20 protein-coding genes are annotated in these 16652 nt (G+C 64.8%); 8 read left to right on the top strand and 12 right to left on the bottom strand.

Annotation, left to right across the window (positions count from 1 at the left end):
* Nucleotides 1-83: 83 nt before the first annotated feature.
* The 10 genes from nusB to ABID58_RS11300 form a co-directional block, all read right to left on the bottom strand.
* Nucleotides 84-578 carry a transcription antitermination factor NusB gene (gene nusB, locus ABID58_RS11345; protein WP_148753522.1) on the bottom strand — a complete coding sequence of 165 codons (495 nt, stop codon included), beginning with the start codon at nt 576-578 and terminating at the stop codon, nt 84-86.
* A 3-nt stretch (nt 579-581) separates the two neighbouring features.
* The gene (gene ribH / locus ABID58_RS11340; protein ID WP_148753521.1) at nt 582-1073 is read right to left on the bottom strand and encodes a 6,7-dimethyl-8-ribityllumazine synthase; all 492 of its coding nucleotides are present in this window, start codon (nt 1071-1073) and stop codon (nt 582-584) included.
* Nucleotides 1074-1134: 61 nt separating this feature from the next.
* Nucleotides 1135-1746 carry a riboflavin synthase gene (locus ABID58_RS11335; protein WP_354032688.1) on the bottom strand — a complete coding sequence of 204 codons (612 nt, stop codon included), beginning with the start codon at nt 1744-1746 and terminating at the stop codon, nt 1135-1137.
* 1 nt (nt 1747) lies between these two features.
* Nucleotides 1748-2896: a bifunctional diaminohydroxyphosphoribosylaminopyrimidine deaminase/5-amino-6-(5-phosphoribosylamino)uracil reductase RibD gene (gene ribD / locus ABID58_RS11330; RefSeq protein ID WP_354032687.1), complete on the bottom strand. Its 1149-nt coding sequence runs from the start codon at nt 2894-2896 to the stop codon at nt 1748-1750.
* Nucleotides 2893-3375 carry a transcriptional regulator NrdR gene (gene nrdR / locus ABID58_RS11325; RefSeq protein ID WP_148753518.1) on the bottom strand — a complete coding sequence of 161 codons (483 nt, stop codon included), beginning with the start codon at nt 3373-3375 and terminating at the stop codon, nt 2893-2895. Before nrdR ends, ribD begins: the two co-directional genes overlap by 4 nt.
* Nucleotides 3376-3404: 29 nt before the next feature.
* On the bottom strand, nt 3405-4703 hold the full coding sequence (glyA, locus tag ABID58_RS11320; RefSeq protein WP_354032686.1) for a serine hydroxymethyltransferase: 1299 nt from the start codon (nt 4701-4703) through the stop codon (nt 3405-3407).
* A 261-nt stretch (nt 4704-4964) separates the two neighbouring features.
* Entirely contained in the window at nt 4965-5186 is a 222-nt protein-coding gene (locus tag ABID58_RS11315; RefSeq protein ID WP_148753516.1) for a hypothetical protein, read from the bottom strand.
* A 38-nt stretch (nt 5187-5224) separates the two neighbouring features.
* Nucleotides 5225-5458 (bottom strand): hypothetical protein, encoded by a 234-nt coding sequence (locus tag ABID58_RS11310; protein ID WP_148753837.1) that lies wholly within the window; start codon nt 5456-5458, stop codon nt 5225-5227.
* Nucleotides 5459-5670: 212 nt separating this feature from the next.
* Nucleotides 5671-6189, bottom strand: a complete 519-nt coding sequence (gene ldtR, locus ABID58_RS11305; RefSeq protein ID WP_148753515.1) for a transcriptional regulator LdtR — start codon at nt 6187-6189, stop codon at nt 5671-5673.
* A 494-nt stretch (nt 6190-6683) separates the two neighbouring features.
* A complete protein-coding gene (locus ABID58_RS11300; RefSeq protein WP_148753514.1) occupies nt 6684-7187 on the bottom strand; it encodes a DUF6163 family protein in 504 nt (167 codons plus the stop codon).
* A 138-nt stretch (nt 7188-7325) separates the two neighbouring features.
* Between ABID58_RS11300 and hemB the strand changes: the two genes are divergently transcribed.
* From hemB to ABID58_RS11270, 6 genes are all read left to right on the top strand, one after another.
* The gene (gene hemB, locus ABID58_RS11295) at nt 7326-8387 is read left to right on the top strand and encodes a porphobilinogen synthase (RefSeq protein ID WP_354032685.1); all 1062 of its coding nucleotides are present in this window, start codon (nt 7326-7328) and stop codon (nt 8385-8387) included.
* Between the two features lie 159 nt (nt 8388-8546).
* Complete coding sequence (locus ABID58_RS11290; protein WP_354032684.1) at nt 8547-9083, top strand: RDD family protein; 537 nt, start codon at nt 8547-8549, stop codon at nt 9081-9083.
* A gap of 119 nt (nt 9084-9202) precedes the next feature.
* The gene (locus ABID58_RS11285) at nt 9203-9979 is read left to right on the top strand and encodes an arginyltransferase (RefSeq protein ID WP_027529977.1); all 777 of its coding nucleotides are present in this window, start codon (nt 9203-9205) and stop codon (nt 9977-9979) included.
* A 42-nt stretch (nt 9980-10021) separates the two neighbouring features.
* Nucleotides 10022-10504 (top strand): hypothetical protein, encoded by a 483-nt coding sequence (locus ABID58_RS11280; protein WP_354032683.1) that lies wholly within the window; start codon nt 10022-10024, stop codon nt 10502-10504.
* A 133-nt stretch (nt 10505-10637) separates the two neighbouring features.
* The gene (locus ABID58_RS11275; protein ID WP_354032682.1) at nt 10638-10868 is read left to right on the top strand and encodes an AbrB/MazE/SpoVT family DNA-binding domain-containing protein; all 231 of its coding nucleotides are present in this window, start codon (nt 10638-10640) and stop codon (nt 10866-10868) included.
* Nucleotides 10858-11256, top strand: a complete 399-nt coding sequence (locus ABID58_RS11270) for a PIN domain-containing protein (protein WP_354032681.1) — start codon at nt 10858-10860, stop codon at nt 11254-11256. The genes ABID58_RS11275 and ABID58_RS11270 overlap by 11 nt, the downstream gene beginning before the upstream one ends.
* Nucleotides 11257-11290: 34 nt before the next feature.
* Here ABID58_RS11270 and ABID58_RS11265 read toward each other — a convergent pair whose 3' ends face one another.
* On the bottom strand, nt 11291-12649 hold the full coding sequence (locus ABID58_RS11265) for an Nramp family divalent metal transporter (protein ID WP_354032680.1): 1359 nt from the start codon (nt 12647-12649) through the stop codon (nt 11291-11293).
* Between the two features lie 158 nt (nt 12650-12807).
* Between ABID58_RS11265 and ABID58_RS11260 the strand changes: the two genes are divergently transcribed.
* Nucleotides 12808-14052, top strand: a complete 1245-nt coding sequence (locus ABID58_RS11260; RefSeq protein WP_354032679.1) for an MFS transporter — start codon at nt 12808-12810, stop codon at nt 14050-14052.
* Here ABID58_RS11260 and ABID58_RS11255 read toward each other — a convergent pair.
* The gene (locus tag ABID58_RS11255) at nt 14049-15308 is read right to left on the bottom strand and encodes an adenylate/guanylate cyclase domain-containing protein (protein WP_148753509.1); all 1260 of its coding nucleotides are present in this window, start codon (nt 15306-15308) and stop codon (nt 14049-14051) included. The two genes, ABID58_RS11260 and ABID58_RS11255, sit on opposite strands and share 4 nt — an antisense overlap.
* Before the next feature lie 155 nt (nt 15309-15463).
* Between ABID58_RS11255 and ABID58_RS11250 the strand changes: the two genes are divergently transcribed.
* Nucleotides 15464-16621: an MFS transporter gene (locus tag ABID58_RS11250; RefSeq protein ID WP_354032678.1), complete on the top strand. Its 1158-nt coding sequence runs from the start codon at nt 15464-15466 to the stop codon at nt 16619-16621.
* Nucleotides 16622-16652: the final 31 nt, after the last annotated feature.

The following is a 16652-nucleotide window of genomic DNA, read 5'->3' as shown; positions in this document are numbered from 1 at the left end:
TACTGGATGCCCCGCCTTCGCGGGGCATGACACCGGAGTATGGGGCAGCAGCATCGCATCAGTTCACCGCCCTGCGTCTTGTCCTACCCCCGCCCGAACTCATCACCGCGAAACTGGCGGCCGATCTGGTCGAGCACGGCGTTGACCATGCCGGTCTCCTCGCGGTCGACGAAGGCATTGGCGACGTCGACATATTCGGAGACCACGACACGGCCCGGCACGTCCTTGCGGTGCTGGAGCTCATAGGCCCCTGCCCGCAACACCGCGCGCAGGATCGCCTCGATCCGCTTCAGCGGCCAACCCTTCGATAATGCCTCGTCGATCAGAGGGTCGAGCTTCTTCTGGTCGCGCACGACACCGGAGACGACGTCGCGGAAGAATGCGGCTTCCGCCGGCAGGTAAGTATCGCCCTCGACCTCGTTGCCGAGCCAGTGGCTCTCGAACTCCGCAAAGATGTCGTTGATGCCGGCGCCGGCGATGTCCATCTGGTACAGCGCCTGGACGGCCGCGAGCCGTGCCGCACCGCGCCGGTTCGCTTTCTTCTCCGTAAGCCCCGCCGGCTTCCTGGTGTCAGCCATGGCTCAGGCCCGCGCCAGGCGGCGCTTGATGCGGAGCATCGCGATCGCCGCGCGCGCGGCATCGCCGCCCTTGTTGAGCTCGCTGGCGCGCGCCCGCGCCCAGGCTTGGTCCTCATTGTTGACGGTGAGAATGCCGTTGCCGAGCGGCAGCTTTCGCACCACCGCAAGATCCATTAGCGCGCGCGAGGATTCCTGCGAGACGATCTCGAAATGGATGGTATCGCCGCGGATGACGCAGCCGAGCGCGACCACCGCGTCGTAGGGTTTGCCGTTCGCCGCAGCCGCGTCGACCGCGATCGCCACTGCCGCCGGGATCTCCAGCGCGCCGGGAACCGTGATGACGTCGTGGGTCAGGCCTGCCGTCTTCAGTTCGGCCACCGCGCCGTCCAGAAGCGCGTCCTGGAGATCGTCATAGAACCGCGCCTCGACAATCAGCGCACGTGCGCCGGAAATGTCGGTCTGGTCCTTCAGGGGTGCGCGCCGCGCGTCTGCCATCGTCTCAATCCGTTTACTGGGGTCGGCGCTATGTAGTCGCCGCAGGCGGGTAAGCCAAGTTTTAAACCGTCATTTCCGTCAGGCGCGCCGCATAGCGGGCCATCAAATCAACCTCGATATTGACCTCAGTGCCCGCCTTCCAGCCGCCGATCGTCGTGACATCAAGCGTATGCGGGATAATCAGCACCGAAAAGGTCACGTCCTTCACCGTATTGACCGTCAGCGAGACGCCGTCGAGCGTGATCGAGCCCTTGGTGGCGATGAAGCGCGCCAGCTCCCGCGTGGTGGAGAGCTCGAACCGTGCCATCTCGGGTAGGTCCTCGCGGCTGACGATGGTTGCGATGCCGTCGGCATGGCCGGCGACGATGTGGCCGCCGAGCTCGTCGCCAATCTTGAGCGCACGCTCGAGATTGAGCCGCGTGCCGAGCTTCCAGTGCTTCGCGGTCGTCAGCGCCAGCGTCTCGGCGGCGGCATCGACGTCGAACCAGGTTTTGCCCTCAGCGACGCCTGAGGCGACGACGGTGAGGCAGACGCCGTTGCAGGCGATCGAGGCGCCATTGGCGATGGTGGTCCGATCGTAGCTGCAGGCGATGCGCAGCCGGTGCAGCTGGCCCTGCGCCACGGGCTTGAAGCTGACGATCTCGCCGATATCGGTGACAATGCCGGTGAACATGTTAGGCGCGCTCGTAGATGGTGAGAGTATCGTGACCGAATGTCTCGCTAGCATGAACCTTGTAGGCCTGCGACTGCGTGATTTTCGACAGGGGCAATGCATCGAGCGCATCGACCCCGTCCGCGCCAACCTCTTCCGCTCCGCGGAACAGCCAGATCTCGTCGACGAGGTTGGCGGACACGAACGATGCCGCAACGCGGCTGCCGCCCTCGACCATCAGCCGCGTGATGCCCTTCTCGGCGAGCGCATGCAGAACGGCCGGAAGGTCGAGCCCGGCTCCTCTACCCGGCGGTACGCGGATCACCCGCGTGCCGGCAGCGCCAAGGCGTGTCGCCGCGGCGGCTTCGGCGAGTTCGGAGCTGACGACCCAGAGCGGCGTCTCGCGCGCGGAATGAACAAGCTGGCCCGCGGCCGGAATGCGCAAATTCTGGTCGAGCACGACACGCACGGGAGAACGCGCTTCCATGCCCGGGAGGCGGCAATTGAGCTGCGGATCGTCCGCCAGCACCGTGCCGATGCCGACCAGGATGGCATCGCACGAGGCGCGCAACAGATGCACGCGGTTGCGCACAGCTTCGCCCGTAATCGCGATCGGCTTGCCGCCGGCAGCGCCGATCTTGCCGTCAGGTGAAACCGCGAGCTTCAGGATCACATGGGGACGCTTGTCGCGGATGCGGCGGAAATGACCGGCGTGGTCGAACGCGGCCTCCGCGGCGCACGGGCCGACATCCACGGTGATGCCGGCCGCGCGCAGGCGCGCATGGCCCTGCCCCGCCACTTCCGGATTGGGATCCTCGATCGCAGCCACCACGCGTTTGATGCCGGCTGCGATCACCGCGTCGGCGCAAGGCGGCGACTTGCCGAAATGCGAGCATGGCTCGAGCGTGACGTAGAGCGTGGCGCCGCGCCCCCCCTCGCCGGCCCGTCGTAACGCCTCAGGCTCGGCATGTGGCCGTCCGCCGGGCTGCGTCCAGCCACGGCCGACGATAACACCGTCCCTGACGATCACGGCGCCGACGGCTGGATTGGGCCAGGTCCGCCCCTGCCCGCGCCGGCCCAACGACAGCGCAAGCTGCATGAAGCGGCGATCGGCGTCCTTGGTCTCGCGGATCTTCTCGGCGAACTGATCCTCCAGGATACGGAAGATCATTTGCGGATCGCGGCGAGCCGCGCTTCCTCCTCGCCGGAGAGCTCGCCGAGCACGTCGGCGAAATCCTTGGCCTCGCGGAAATTGCGGTAGACGGAGGCGAAGCGCACATAGGCGACGTCGTCGAGCGTACGCAGATGCTCCATCACGGTCTCGCCGATCACCTCGGAGGAGATTTCGGCCTCGCCGCCGGTCTCGAGCTCGCGCACGATGGTGGAGACCATCTTCTCCACCCGCTCCGGCTCGACCTGCCGCTTGCGCAAGCTGATCGACACCGAACGCATCAGCTTGTCGCGGTCGAACGGCACGCGGCGGCCGTTGCGCTTGATCACCGTGAGCTCGCGCAGCTGCACGCGCTCGAAGGTGGTGAAGCGAAAATTGCAGGGGACACACACGCGCCGCCTGCGGATGACGGAGGAATCCTCGGTCGGACGCGAGTCCTTTACCTGCGTATCGAGACTGTTGCAGTTCGGGCAGCGCATCCGTGTACCTTGACCAGTTTACTTGGACCTTACTGATAGATCGGGAACCGGTCGGTGAGCGCCTTGACCCGTTCCTTGATCGCGGCCTCGACCAGCGGCGCCTTGCCGTCGTCGGACTGCGCGATCGCGTTGAGGACCTCGGCGATCATGCCGCCAACCTGCTGGAATTCGGCGACGCCGAAGCCGCGGGTCGTCGCCGCGGGCGTGCCGAGACGCAGGCCCGAGGTGACGAACGGCTTTTCGGGATCGAACGGAATGCCGTTCTTGTTGCAGGTGATGGCGGCGCGGACCAGCGCCTTCTCCGAGACGTTGCCCTTCAGGCCCTTCGGCCTGAGGTCAACCAGCATCAGATGGTTATCGGTGCCGCCGGAGACAATATCGAAGCCATGGCTCTTCAGCGTCTCGGCCAGCGCCTTGGCGTTCTCGACGACGTTCTTCGCGTAGACCTTGAAGTCCGGACGCAGTGCCTCGCCGAAGGCAACCGCCTTGGCCGCGATCACGTGCATCAGCGGGCCGCCCTGCAGACCCGGGAAGATCGCCGAGTTGAGCTTCTTGGCGAGCACCTCGTCATTGCTGAGGATCAGGCCGCCGCGCGGACCGCGCAGCGACTTGTGCGTCGTGGTTGTGGTGACGTGGGCATGCGGCACGGGCGAGGCATGCACGCCGCCGGCAACGAGGCCAGCGAAGTGCGCCATGTCGACCAGCAGATAAGCGCCGACCGAATCCGCGATCTCGCGGAAACGCTTGAAGTCCCAGGCGCGCGAATAGGCCGAGCCGCCGGCGACGATCAGCTTCGGCTTGACCTCTTCGGCCTGCCTGGCGACCGCGTCCATGTCGATGATCTGGTCCTCGCGGCGCACGGTGTAGTGCGCGGCCTTGAACCACTTGCCGCTCATGTTGACGGGCGAGCCGTGGGTGAGATGGCCGCCGGCCGCGAGGTCGAGGCCCATGAAGGTGTCGCCGGGCTGGAGCAGCGCCAGGAACACCGCCTGGTTCATCTGGCTGCCGGAGTTCGGCTGCACGTTGGCGAAGTTGGCGCCGAACAGCTTCTTGGCGCGATCGATCGCGAGGTTCTCGGCGACGTCAACCCACTCACAACCGCCGTAGTAGCGCGAGCCCGGATAACCCTCTGCGTACTTGTTGGTCATCACCGAGCCCTGCGCTTCCAGCACGGCCCGGCTGACGATGTTCTCGGAGGCGATCAGCTCGACTTCATGGCGCTGCCGGCCGAGCTCGCCCTTGATGGCGGCGGCGATTTCCGGGTCGGCCTGCTCGAGCGAGGCGGTGAAAAACGAATCGGGCGCGGAGGCGGTTTTGGCGAAGGTCATCTTGCGAATATCTCCACCGCCGCAGCCTTTTGGCGGGCTGCGGGCGGGTCTGGTGTGGTGATCGGAAGCGGCGAGCGCGATCTACCACATCGCCCGCCCCCGGCCAAGTAGTTGCGGGTCGGGCCTGACATTTATGCAAGATATGGTGGGGATCGAAGGATTTGGAGCGTGGACGGCTCTCCGGAACCGCACCGATCCGATCATCCCAGAAGAGTCCGATTCGGACCCAAAATGGCGCGCTGGCGCCCGCCAGATTTCCCCCTACAGCCCGGTATACCCCGCCTTCACGGGGTCCACGCTGCCGTCGAGCTGGCGCAGATAGGTCAGGCCGCACACCGTCAACCTGTGGGGGTCCGTCTCGCCGGCTTCCATCAAGGTGTTGAGGTAGTTGGTCACCTTGGCCCGCGCCTCTGCGCTCGCCGCGGACGTGCGGTTGGCGAGCAGGTCGTAGGTCTGCATGATGCGGTCGATGGCGGCTTCCATGGCACCCCTCTGGTTCGCTGGGATTTCGGGAGTTTTGATCAGGCGGCTCGGGCGCCGGACTGCGCCTCGAACCTGACAATGGCCTTGTTGGCCAGCCTGATCTTGTTGAATTCGCCCTGCTGGAGCAGCTTGATGATGATCTCGAGCAGGCGCTCATTGGTGACGAGCGTGTCGGGGATCGCACCGGAGCGGCGAAGGTAATTCGCGGCGATCGCGTAGGAATCGCTCACGAGCTCGACGTTCGTAGCCTGCAACCCGCGTTCGACCAGCATCGCATCCTCCGATCCGGAGAAATAACCGGAAGGCAGGGAACTGGTTCCGCCTGACTGTCGATTTTTTCGCAACCGCGAGACGACAAAACGCGCCGGTCCGGGCAGAAGCCGGGCCAGCGCGCTTGGGGGAAGTCCAGGCACGTTCGGTAGACGCTTTCGGGAAGGCTTGCCGGTCTTGTTATGGGCCGGCTTGGCCAAATCCCTTCGAAAGCTCAGAGCCGATACAGGATCTGGTCGGTCCAGAACCGCTCGAGGCGGTGCAGCGACTTGTTGAGGGTCGAGAACTCCTCGCCCGAGATGCCGCCGACCTGTTCAACGGTCTTGACATGCTTCTGGTAGAGTGAGTCGACGATGCGGCGGATTTCCTGGCCCTGCGGCGTCAGGCGGATGCGCACCGAGCGGCGATCGACGCGCGAGCGCTGATGGTCGAGGAAGCCGAGCTCGACGAGCTTCTTCAGATTGTAGGAGACGTTGGAGCCGAGATAGTAACCGCGCGTGCGCAGTTCGCCCGCGGTCAGCTCCTTGTCGCCGATGTTATAGAGCAGGAGCGCCTGCACGGAATTGATGTCGGCGCGGCCACGACGATCGAACTCGTCCTTGATCACGTCGAGGAGACGGCGATGCAACCGCTCCACCAGAGTCAATGCTTCCAGATAGAGCGACTGCACCGAACCCTGCGGGCCCGAAACGCGCTCTGCGGTATCTGCCGCAGTTGCGACGGCTTTCATCATGACACTTCCCCTGTTGTCGTTTTTATCGACACTCATTCGACGAAACTTGTGTCCCGTCTGATAGGTGCAACTTAAGGGGAGGCGTTTGAAGATCGGCTTAAATAAGAGAATAAAGAGATCATGAATTTAAGACAGTGAATTGCGGATTAAGCCTGTACCACAAGGGCTTTTCGCAACCCTCTGTTGACCGTCGCAAGGTCCTGTTCACCCTCCGTCCGCACGTTCTGTCGCATTCCAGAACAGCCCCGCCCCGTTTCGAAACGCACGCTTAGGAGCTGTGGCGGATATCGCCAGGTCAATGAAAAGTTACCTCGAATTTTACGCAACGAGTGGTCAACCAAGTCGCGACAACTTCGCTCGTGTCCCGGACGAGCGCAGCGAAGATCCGGGACCAAGAAGCCGGAGCATAGGTAGTGGAGACATGGGCCCCGGCTCTGCAACGCATCACGCCGGAAGTGCGGCGCGCTGCGTCGCGTCCGGGGCACGAGAGTTCGCTATGGCGGCCGCTCGCGCGCGGCCATCCAGGCGAGCGCGAGATAGGCGGCGAGCATGAAGGCCTCGACGCCGACCACGACCAGGCTGCCGCCATAGATGCCGGGGAACATCAGCTCGATCACCGCCATCGAGACCACGGTCGTGAGCCACACCACCGCGCCCCAGGGCGTGGCGAGCCAGAGGCCGACGGCGGCGACGAGCTCAATCACGGCGAAGTAGATGGTCGAGGCCTGCCAAGCCATCGACTGGTTCTCGAACGCCTCGTCCTCGCCGCCGACGAAACCCGTCACCTGCGCCCAGTGATAGAGGCCCTTCAGGATCGACAGCAGCGCCATCACCCGCAGGAACAGCACCAGCCGGCGCGTCCAGACATTATCATCGGACTCGGGCCGCTCCGACGAGATCGCCGCAACCGACATCGCGCTGTCGCGGGCGCTGTCTCTGACGGCGTCCCTGGCATTGGCGCTGTCGCGGGCCGCATCGCGGGTGGAGATCTCGGACATGGCCCCCTTCTGGCTGTTTCGCCCCGCAAAATCAATCGGCAGCGCGGCTCAGTTCGATTCTGCCTTGCGGCAGGTCAAGCCGCGGTGACGGGAACCACGCGAGCTGGTATAAGAATAATTCCAGCCGGAGGAAGAGTGATGGCGATCAAATACGGACGTCCGATCGAACTGCGCGAGGTCGCGCGCGGGACTGGTGCAGTGGTGCCCCATGCCCTCGATCTGACCGTCCGCCCGCGCCGCAACCGCAAGGCCGAATGGGCCCGGCGCATGGTGCGCGAGAACGTGCTCACCACCGACGACCTGATCTGGCCGCTGTTTTTGATCGACGGCAACAACAAGCGCGAGCAGATTGCCTCGATGCCCGGCGTCGAGCGTCTCAGCGTCGATCAGGCCGTGCGCGAGGCCGAGCGCGCCATGAAGCTGACGATCCCTTGCCTTGCACTATTTCCCTACACCGACCCGTCCTTGCGCGACGAGGAAGGCTCGGAAGCGACCAACCCGAACAATCTGGTCTGCCAGGCGGTGCGCGCGATCAAGAAGGAGTTTCCCGATCTCGGCATCCTCTGCGATGTCGCGCTCGATCCCTTCACCAGCCACGGCCATGACGGCCTGATCGCCGACGGCAAGATTTTGAACGACGAGACGGTCACGGTGCTGGTGCGTCAGGCGCTGGTGCAGGCCGAAGCCGGCTGCGACATCATTGCCCCCTCGGACATGATGGACGGCCGCGTCGCGGCGATCCGCGAGGCACTCGACCGCACCGGTCTGCTCGACGTGCAGATCATGGCCTATGCGGCCAAATACGCCTCCGCCTTCTACGGCCCGTTCCGCGACGCGATCGGCTCGGCCAAGACGCTGACCGGCGACAAGCGCACCTACCAGATGGACAGCGCCAACACCGACGAAGCGCTGCGCGAGGTCGAGCTCGACATCTCGGAAGGCGCCGACATGGTGATGGTGAAGCCGGGCATGCCCTATCTCGACGTGCTCCGCCGCGTGAAGGACACGTTTGCGATGCCGACCTTCGCCTACCAAGTCTCGGGCGAATACGCGATGATCGCAGCCGCCGCCAACAATGGCTGGCTCGATGGCGACCGCGCGATGATGGAGAGCCTCTTGGCCTTCAAGCGCGCCGGCGCGGACGGCGTGCTCAGCTATTTTGCGCCGAAGGCGGCAGAGAAGCTGCGGAGCCAAGGATAAGCTCTCGTAGCCGGTGGGCGTATCTCCCGCGTCGTCGTGACGCCTCCCCCGCCCCCGAATCGCCGGAATATTTCGGCTTGTTAACCTCTGCGCACCCTTGGCAGGGGAATAGCCTGTTCCCATGTCCTGCCACGGGAGTTTTCCCTGGGAGGACGGACGATGTCTTATGATTCGGGTGGTGCAGGCGCCTGGCGCAGTGATGGCGCGGCTCACGCCTACGATCCCTATCTGCATCCGGAACTGTTCCGCGGTGTCGCGACGCGGCGGGTGTTCGCGTTCCTGATCGACATGGTCGTGATCTCCGTTCCGGTCATCCTCGGCTACATCTTCATCGCGGTGTTCGGCGTGGTCACGCTCGGCATCGGCTGGGCGCTGTTCTGGCTGGCCTGGCCCGCCTCCGTGGTCTGGGCCATCGTCTATTATGGCGCCTGCATCGGCGGTCCCTCCTCCGCGACGATCGGGATGCGGATCATGGACCTTGAATTGCGCACCTGGTACGGCGCGCCCGGCTACTTTGTCCTCGGCGCCACCCATGCCGTGCTGTTCTGGGTGACGGTGTCGTTCCTGTCGCCGTTCGTCGTGCTGGTCGGCCTGTTCAACGGCCGCCGGCGCCTGCTGCACGATTTCGTGCTGGGAACGGTCGTGATCAACAACTCGGTCCGTGCACCGGTGCCGCAAGCGGCCAGGACGTACTGATCAAGGACCTATCAACCAAGTCCGCTTAAGCTGGCTGACCTGACCTGCCAAGCGGACCGATTGACCCGGAGCTTTCGTAGCGCGATGCTGACATTCACTTCGGAGGCCCACGACGTCCCTTGACCCAGCACTCGCGCGACACCCCACAATTTTACCTCACGGCGCCGTCCCCCTGCCCGTATCTGCCGGGCCGCCATGAGCGCAAGGTGTTTACGCACCTCGTGGGTGAGCGCGCCGGCGACCTCAACGACCTCCTGACCCATGGCGGGTTCCGTCGCAGCCAGTCGATCGCCTACCGGCCGGCTTGTGACCAGTGCCGGGCCTGCGTCTCGGTCCGCGTCATCGCCAACGAGTTCCGCCCTTCCCGCAACTTCCGCAAGGTGATGGCACGCAACGCCGACATCATCGGCGAGCAGCGCAGCGCAGTCCCGACCTCCGAGCAATATTCGGTGTTCCGCGCCTATCTCGATGCCCGCCACCGCCATGGCGGCATGGCCGACATGACTGTGCTCGACTACGCCATGATGGTCGAGGACAGCCATGTCGAGACCCGGATCATCGAGTACCGCAAACGCGGCCCCGACAGCGGCATCACCGGCCGCGGCGAGGAGTTGATCGCGGTCGCGCTCACCGACGTGCTCAGCGACGGCCTGTCGATGGTCTATTCGTTCTTCGAGCCGAGCCAGGTCAGCCGCTCGATGGGCACCTTCATGATCCTCGACCACATCGCACGCGCCCGCCGGCAAGGGCTTCCTTACGTCTATCTCGGCTACTGGATCGAGGGCTCCAAGAAGATGGACTACAAGGCCCGCTTCCTGCCGCAGCAGCGCCTCGCGCCCTCAGGCTGGCTGCGCATCGATGCGCAGGGCGACGCGGCGTCCGAGCCGCAGGATTGAGGGACGGTGGGTCGACGTCGCGCGGCGAGCAGAAACACGCGCGTGCCATCCGCACTCTCCATCCTGGTCGCACTCCCCGCCCTAATCATGACATCGAGCATCGGCGCCCATGCCTGCGATCCCGGCTACAAAGACCATTATGGTCGTTGCGTCGAGGCCAAACCTCCACCAGCCAAGCTTCTGAAGTTCCTCAACGGCTACGGACAACAGGTCAATAAGGTTGGCGAGATCGCCGATCTCTTTGCCCCGGATACTCGTTTATTCGACACGACTGAACCTGGGCGCAAGATCATCCATTCGTGGACACGCCCCAATGCAGACGTCGAGTCCGATGTTAGAATCGAGAAGGTCCTGCCCGATTTCTATTATGTCACCATGAGCGTATACGACGGTCCGATCTCATGCGGCCGTGATGAAAACAGATCGAAGGGACCGAAGGCAACGCTGCAGGGTTACGTGCCGAAAGCCAATCCGCAGGATGTGCCATCTCTCTGGAAGTTCAGGCACATGTCTGGACTGTGTTAGTCGGCAATGAAAAGAGGTTACGCAACAAGCAAGTCGCCAGCGCAGGCGACGCATGGTTGCCAGTATTGGCCTTGACATCCTGTACGTTAGATATACATATATCGTCACGTATATCTAACAGAGGGCAAGTCATATGCAAGTCGCCAAATGGGGAAATAGCCTTGCAGTCCGCCTTCCCGCCACGGTCGTCGAAGCGCTTCGGCTGAAGGAAGGCGATGAGATCGAAATTCACGTTGCTGGGGAGCGGGAGTTCAGTGTTGCGCGCAAGCCAGACCGTGCCGAGCTGCTAAAGCGTCTTCGTGCCCTTCGGGGCAGCCTTCCTGCCGACTTCAAGTTCGACAGAGAAGAAGCGAATGCCCGCTAGCTTCTTCGACACCAACGTCCTCGCCTATCTCGTGTCAGGCGACGCGACGAAGGCTGATCGCGCCGAGCAAGCTCTTTCGGGCGGCGGCGTGATCAGCGTGCAGGTCCTCAACGAACTTGCCAACGTAGCGCGCCGGAAAATGCAATTGTCGTGGCGAGAGACGCACACTTTCCTGGACTCGTTGCGTGGTCTACTGACGATCCACCCCGTCACGTTGGATATTCATGACACCGGCCTGAGCCTCGCTGAACGTTATGGAATGGCGACCTACGACGCGATGATCGCAGCCTCGGCGCTTCACGCGGGATGCCAGACATTGCTGTCCGAAGACTTCCAACATGGGATGGTGTTGAAGGAAGGCCTTCGCATCACCAATCCGTTCCTGTGATCTACCGCTAAGCCGAACGGTCCCCGTAGCGACATCACCCGAACAGCGTATCCACCAGCAGCTTCACGTTCAGAACCACGATGACGCCCGCGACGATCCATGCGATCGCGGCGACGGAGACCGGAATCGCGAACTGCCCCATCTTGCGGCGGTCGGAGACGAAGCGGACCAGCGGGATGACCGCGAAGGGCAGCTGCATCGACAGCACGACCTGGCTGAACACCAGCAAATCCGCGGTGCCGCGCTCGCCGTAGATCGCGGTGACAATGATCACCGGAACGATCGCAATACCGCGCGTCACAAGGCGGCGCGCCCAGCTCGGCAGGCGCAAATCGAGAAAGCCTTCCATCACGATCTGGCCGGCCAGCGTCGCCGTCACCGTCGAGTTGAGGCCTGACGCCAGCAGCGCCACCGCGAACAATGTCGAGGCGATGCCGAGACCGAGCAGCGGCGACAGCAGCTCAAAGGCCTGACCGATCTCGGCGACGTCGGAATGGCCGCTCGTGTGGAAGGTCGCGGCGGCGACCACGAGGATCGCGGCATTGATGAACAACGCCAGCATCAGCGCGATGGTCGAGTCCGTCGTCGCCCATTTGATCGCCTCGCGGCGCCCTTCGTCGTTGCGCTCGTAGGCGCGCGTCTGCACGATCGAGGAGTGCAGATAAAGATTATGCGGCATCACCGTTGCGCCGATGATGCCGATCGCGATGTAAAGCATCTCGGGGTTGGTGAAGATCTCGGTCTTCGGCACAAATCCCCTCAACATCTCGGCAACCGGCGGCGCGGCCGCGGCAAGCTGGACCGTGAAACAGACTGCGATCACGACGAGCAGCGCGATGACGAAGGCTTCGAGGAAACGGAAGCCACGATTCATCAGGATGAGAAGCAGAAAGGCGTCCAGCGCAGCGATCAGCGCGCCGCCGACCAGGGGAATGCCGAACAGCAGCTTGAGCGCAATCGCGGTGCCGATCACCTCGGCGAGATCGCAGGCGATGATCGCTGCTTCGCAAGCGAGCCAGAGCATGAAGTTCGTCGCGGGCGAATAGGTCGCGCGGCAGGCCTGCGCGAGGTCGCGGTCGGTAACGATGCCGAGCCGTGCCGCCAGCGATTGCAGCAGGATCGCCATCAAGTTCGAGAGCAGGATGACCGAGAGCAGCGTGTAGCCGAACTTCGATCCACCGGCGAGATCGGTCGCCCAGTTGCCGGGGTCCATGTAGCCGACCGAGACCATGTAGCCCGGGCCGACGAAGGCCAGCAGCCGCCGCCACCACGCCCCCGCTGCAGGGATGGCGACCGTGGCGTTCACCTCGGCCAGGCTCTTGGTGGTCGGCGCGTCGGCGCGCCAGCCGGCTTGGGTCAGTTCCTGGGTCAGATCGGGCGATCGGGCATCCATGCTGGCAGAATACCGATGTCGCCCGTTATTGCAACTCATTTGCAACTGCATCTAGCGGCGTTGGTTCCCGTTGTGCCCATCCCTGTCGGGAAGCGGGTGGGTTTGGCCGTCGCAACAGGCGCCTATTGGCGGCTACTCGACTTTGCAGGAAGTGCGCCATGTCAAATCCGCCTCGCCTCCCAAAAACCTTCAACCGTCTCGCCTGGTCCAACCTCGCGGCCCAGTCGGCCGAGCAGATCGCGCTGGCCGCGGCCCCGATCGTCGCCGTGCTGACGCTGGGCGTGGCGGAGGGCCAGACCGGCCTGCTCCAGACCGCCCTCACCCTACCCTTCGTCCTATTCGCCATTCCGGCCGGCCTGCTTGCCGATCGCATCTCCCGCCGCTCGCTGATGGCGGGCGCCGAGGCGCTGCGGGCGGTGGCGCTGGCAACGATCGTGCTGCTACTCGCGCTCGGCGCGCTCAACCTGCCGCTGCTGGCGTTGCTCGGCTTTGCCGCGGTCTGCGGCACGGTCGTCTACAGCGTGGCCGCGCCAGCCCTGGTGCCCTCGCTGGTGAGCGCGGAGCTGCTGCCGGCTGCGAATGCCCGCGTCGAGCTTGCCCGCACCATCGCCTTCGCAAGCGGGCCCGCGCTCGGCGGCGCGCTGGTCGGCTGGTGGGGCGCAAGCCCGGCCTTCGGCTTTGCCGCGGCGCTCTCGGCCATTGCCGTGGTGCTGCTCTCCGGCATTTATGAACCGGCGCGTGCACCGGCGCCGCGGCGCCATCCGTTCCAGGACATCCGCGAGGGCGCGGCCTTCGTGTTTCACCATCCGCTGCTGCGGCCGGTGTTCGTCACGCAATTCATCTTCAACACCGGCTGGTTCCTGCAGATCGCGGTGTTCGTGCCCTACGCGGTGCGCCATCTCGGCCTGACCGCCGCCGGCGTCGGCGCCGTGCTGGCGATGTACGGCGTCGGGATGGTGATCGGCGCGCTGTTTGCGACGCGCGTGATGAAGCGCATCGCCTTCGGCACCGTGGTCGGCCTCGGCCCGGTCACCGGCTTCGTCGCAGCTGCCGTGATGGCGCTGACGGTGCTGGTACCCTCACCGTGGCTTGCGGGCCTCAGCTTCTTCCTGCTCGGCGTCGGGCCGATCCTGTGGGTGATCTCGACCACGACCTTGCGCCAGTCGGTGACGCCGCCGCGCCTGCTCGGGCGTGTCTCCGCCATCAACATCATGAGCTATGGCGCCCGCCCGCTCGGCTCGGCGCTCGGCGCCATCGTCGGCGGCCTTTACAGCGCGGAAGCGTGCCTCTACCTCGCAGCAGCCGTGTTCGCCGTGCAGGCGCTCATCATTTGGCTGTCGCCTGCGGTAGCGCTGGATCGGCAGCCGGCCATGGTGGGGGACGAAGTGGCTGCGCGGTGCTAATTCGCCAGATACCGCTCGTAGCTCCCGGTCACCGGCTCGCTCGCGTCGACCTCGGGATCGAGCGTGTAGAGATCCTGCGCGCGGCCGATGCCGCGGAGCGCGTAGCGACCGGTGGAGACGAGGTAGCGGCGGCCGGCGGCGTCGAGGCCCTTGTAGAACTCTGCCGAGGCCAGCAGTTCGCGGTCGACCGAGCGGCTCATCGAGGCGATGCGGCTGACCTCGTTGACGGTCGGTCCCACCACGGTGAAATCGAGCCGGTCCTCGCTGCCGATATTGCCGTAGAAGACCTCGCCGACATGCAGCCCGATATAGGCCGACGTCGTCGGACGGCCTTCCACCGCCCGACGTTCATTCAGCGCCCCGATATTCTTGCGGAACAGGTGCTCGGCCCGTAGCGCGGCCCGCCGCGCATCCGCCATGTCCTCGCCCCAGAACATCGCGAGCACGCCGTCGCCGATCAGCTTCAGCACGTCGCCGCCGGCCTCGTGGATCGCGTCGATCACGGCCTGGGCATAGTCGTTGAGAAATGGGATGATCTCGTCCGGCCCAATGCTCTCGCTGATCCCGGTCGAGCCGCGCAGATCCGAATACCAGAGCACGGCATTGATGCGCTCGGTGACGCCGCGCGAAATGCGCCCGCGCAGGACCTGCTCCGACGCATCGCGTCCGAGATAGACGCGCCCCAGCGTCCGCACAATGTCGACCTGCTGCGCCGACTTGATCGCGAGTCCGAGCACCGGCACGAGATCGCGCAGCGCGGCGAGTTCGGCTTCCGTGAAGCCATCGTCGCGTCGCGTGGTCCAGGAGGAGTAGAGGCAGTCCATCTGCCCGAGCGCTCCGGTCTCGCCGAAGCGGTGCACGAAAGCCAGGAAATGGCGGTGACCCGTTTCGGCGAGGTCGCCGATTTGCGAGAAATCGAGCGAGGGCGCGTCGGCGAGGTCGATCACCATCTCGTCGTGGCCATGCTCGAGCAAATGATAAAACACCGAGCGGCGCCAGTTCTTGGCCGCGTCGCCCTCGGCGGTCGAGCCGTATTCGACCACGTCGCTCTCGTTGGTCGGCGTATCGCTCCAGCGGAAGGCGCGGCCCTCGTAAATCGGATGCAGCGTGTCGATGACGACGAGCCCGCGCGAGAGTTCCAGCCCTTCGGCTCGGCAGCGCTCGCAGAAGCCGCGCAAGAGTTCGGGTTCGGGCAGGCCGGTGAGCCCCTGGCCGGCCAGCCAGTTCATCAGCGCAAGGCGCGAGGTCAATTGCATGCGCCATTATGGCGTGCCTTCGTGACGAGCGGAAGGCCGCGCCCAACCAAGGCTCCCGCCCGCAGCAGGTCGAATATGTCGTGGACGCTGTTGACGCGCCCGCGCCTCGGGCTGCAAATGCAAATGATGACACCGACGACCAGACATACGGCGACATGAGCGGGCGCCAGCTTCCAATCATCCTGGCGCTCGGCACGACTCAGACCCTGGCCTGGGCCTCCAGCTATTATTTGCCGGCCCTGCTCGCCGATCCGATGGCGCACGATCTCGGCATCTCCACCAACTGGATCTTTGGCGCGTTCTCGGCTTCGCTGGTGATCTCCGCGATGCTGGGGCCGCGGATCGGGCGGCAGATCGATCTCTTCGGCGGGCGGCAGGTGCTGTCGGTCTCGAACCTGACCATTGCCGCCGGCCTCGTGCTCCTTGGATTGTCGCAGTCCGTTCCGGTGATGGCGTTCGCCTGGCTCGTGCTCGGCATCGGCATGGCGATGGGGCTCTATGATGCCGCTTTCGCCGCGATCGGCCGCATCTATGGCACCGAAGCCCGCAGGCCCATCACCGGCATCACGCTGATGGCGGGCTTTGCCTCGACCGTCGGCTGGCCCCTCACTGCCTGGGGGCTCGCCCATATCGGCTGGCGCGACACGTGCTTCGCCTGGGCTGCCGCCAACATCCTGATCGGCCTGCCGCTCAATTTCTTCATGCTTCCGGCGATCAAGGGCGCCAAGCAGGCGGCTTCGACGGCGGAAAAACCGCATCTTCCGCTCGACCGCACCATGATCCTGCTGGCCTTCGTCTTCGCCGCGGTCTGGACCGTCACCGGCGCGATGGCCGTGCATTTTCCGCGCATCCTGGAGACCATGGGCGCGACCCATGTCGAGGCGATCGCGGCCGGCGCGCTGATCGGCCCGGCGCAAGTGGTCGCGCGCCTGCTCGAAGCAGGCTTTCTCAGTCGCTTTCATCCGCTGTGGTCGACGCGGCTCGCCTGCCTCACCCATCCGATCGGAGCTGCCGTCGTCGCCATCTTTGGAGCTCCTGCGGCGAGCGCGTTTGCGCTGTTCCACGGCTCCGGCAACGGCATCCTCACCATCGCGCGTGGCACGCTGCCACTGTCGATCTTCGGCCCGAAGGATTTTGGCTACCGCCTCGGCATCATCGGCGCGCCGGCGCGAATGGCGCAGGCGGTGGCGCCGCTGGCCTTCGGGCTGCTCATCGATGTCATGGGCGCCAAGGTGCTGATGGTCTCGTCCGCGCTCAGCCTGTCAGCGCTGGCTGCGCTGTTCCTGATCCGCGCGGCGCCGCGGCCGGATTGACCGAGCCTGCGCTTTCGCGCACAAGCGCACC

The organism is Bradyrhizobium sp. S3.2.6 (assembly GCF_040546885.1).
In the GTDB taxonomy this organism is placed as follows: Bacteria; Pseudomonadota; Alphaproteobacteria; order Rhizobiales; family Xanthobacteraceae; genus Bradyrhizobium; species Bradyrhizobium cytisi.
The sequence above is the reverse complement of the archived record's forward strand: the minus strand, read 5'-3'. Positions and strand labels throughout refer to the sequence as shown.

Coding starts and splice junctions, on each gene's coding strand:
- ribD (WP_354032687.1), bottom strand. CDS start 2,896: ATGATCTTCCGTATCCTGGAGGATCAGTTCGCCGAGAAGATCCGCGAG.
- ABID58_RS11275 (WP_354032682.1), top strand. CDS start 10,638: ATGCAAGTCGCCAAATGGGGAAATAGCCTTGCAGTCCGCCTTCCCGCC.
- ABID58_RS11270 (WP_354032681.1), top strand. CDS start 10,858: ATGCCCGCTAGCTTCTTCGACACCAACGTCCTCGCCTATCTCGTGTCA.
- ABID58_RS11335 (WP_354032688.1), bottom strand. CDS start 1,746: ATGTTCACCGGCATTGTCACCGATATCGGCGAGATCGTCAGCTTCAAG.
- ABID58_RS11315 (WP_148753516.1), bottom strand. CDS start 5,186: ATGGAAGCCGCCATCGACCGCATCATGCAGACCTACGACCTGCTCGCC.
- ribH (WP_148753521.1), bottom strand. CDS start 1,073: ATGGCAGACGCGCGGCGCGCACCCCTGAAGGACCAGACCGACATTTCC.
- hemB (WP_354032685.1), top strand. CDS start 7,326: ATGGCGATCAAATACGGACGTCCGATCGAACTGCGCGAGGTCGCGCGC.
- ABID58_RS11265 (WP_354032680.1), bottom strand. CDS start 12,649: ATGGATGCCCGATCGCCCGATCTGACCCAGGAACTGACCCAAGCCGGC.
- ABID58_RS11250 (WP_354032678.1), top strand. CDS start 15,464: ATGAGCGGGCGCCAGCTTCCAATCATCCTGGCGCTCGGCACGACTCAG.
- nrdR (WP_148753518.1), bottom strand. CDS start 3,375: ATGCGCTGCCCGAACTGCAACAGTCTCGATACGCAGGTAAAGGACTCG.
- ABID58_RS11255 (WP_148753509.1), bottom strand. CDS start 15,308: ATGCAATTGACCTCGCGCCTTGCGCTGATGAACTGGCTGGCCGGCCAG.
- ABID58_RS11260 (WP_354032679.1), top strand. CDS start 12,808: ATGTCAAATCCGCCTCGCCTCCCAAAAACCTTCAACCGTCTCGCCTGG.
- glyA (WP_354032686.1), bottom strand. CDS start 4,703: ATGACCTTCGCCAAAACCGCCTCCGCGCCCGATTCGTTTTTCACCGCC.
- ABID58_RS11290 (WP_354032684.1), top strand. CDS start 8,547: ATGTCTTATGATTCGGGTGGTGCAGGCGCCTGGCGCAGTGATGGCGCG.
- ldtR (WP_148753515.1), bottom strand. CDS start 6,189: ATGATGAAAGCCGTCGCAACTGCGGCAGATACCGCAGAGCGCGTTTCG.
- ABID58_RS11300 (WP_148753514.1), bottom strand. CDS start 7,187: ATGTCCGAGATCTCCACCCGCGATGCGGCCCGCGACAGCGCCAATGCC.
- ABID58_RS11310 (WP_148753837.1), bottom strand. CDS start 5,458: ATGCTGGTCGAACGCGGGTTGCAGGCTACGAACGTCGAGCTCGTGAGC.
- nusB (WP_148753522.1), bottom strand. CDS start 578: ATGGCTGACACCAGGAAGCCGGCGGGGCTTACGGAGAAGAAAGCGAAC.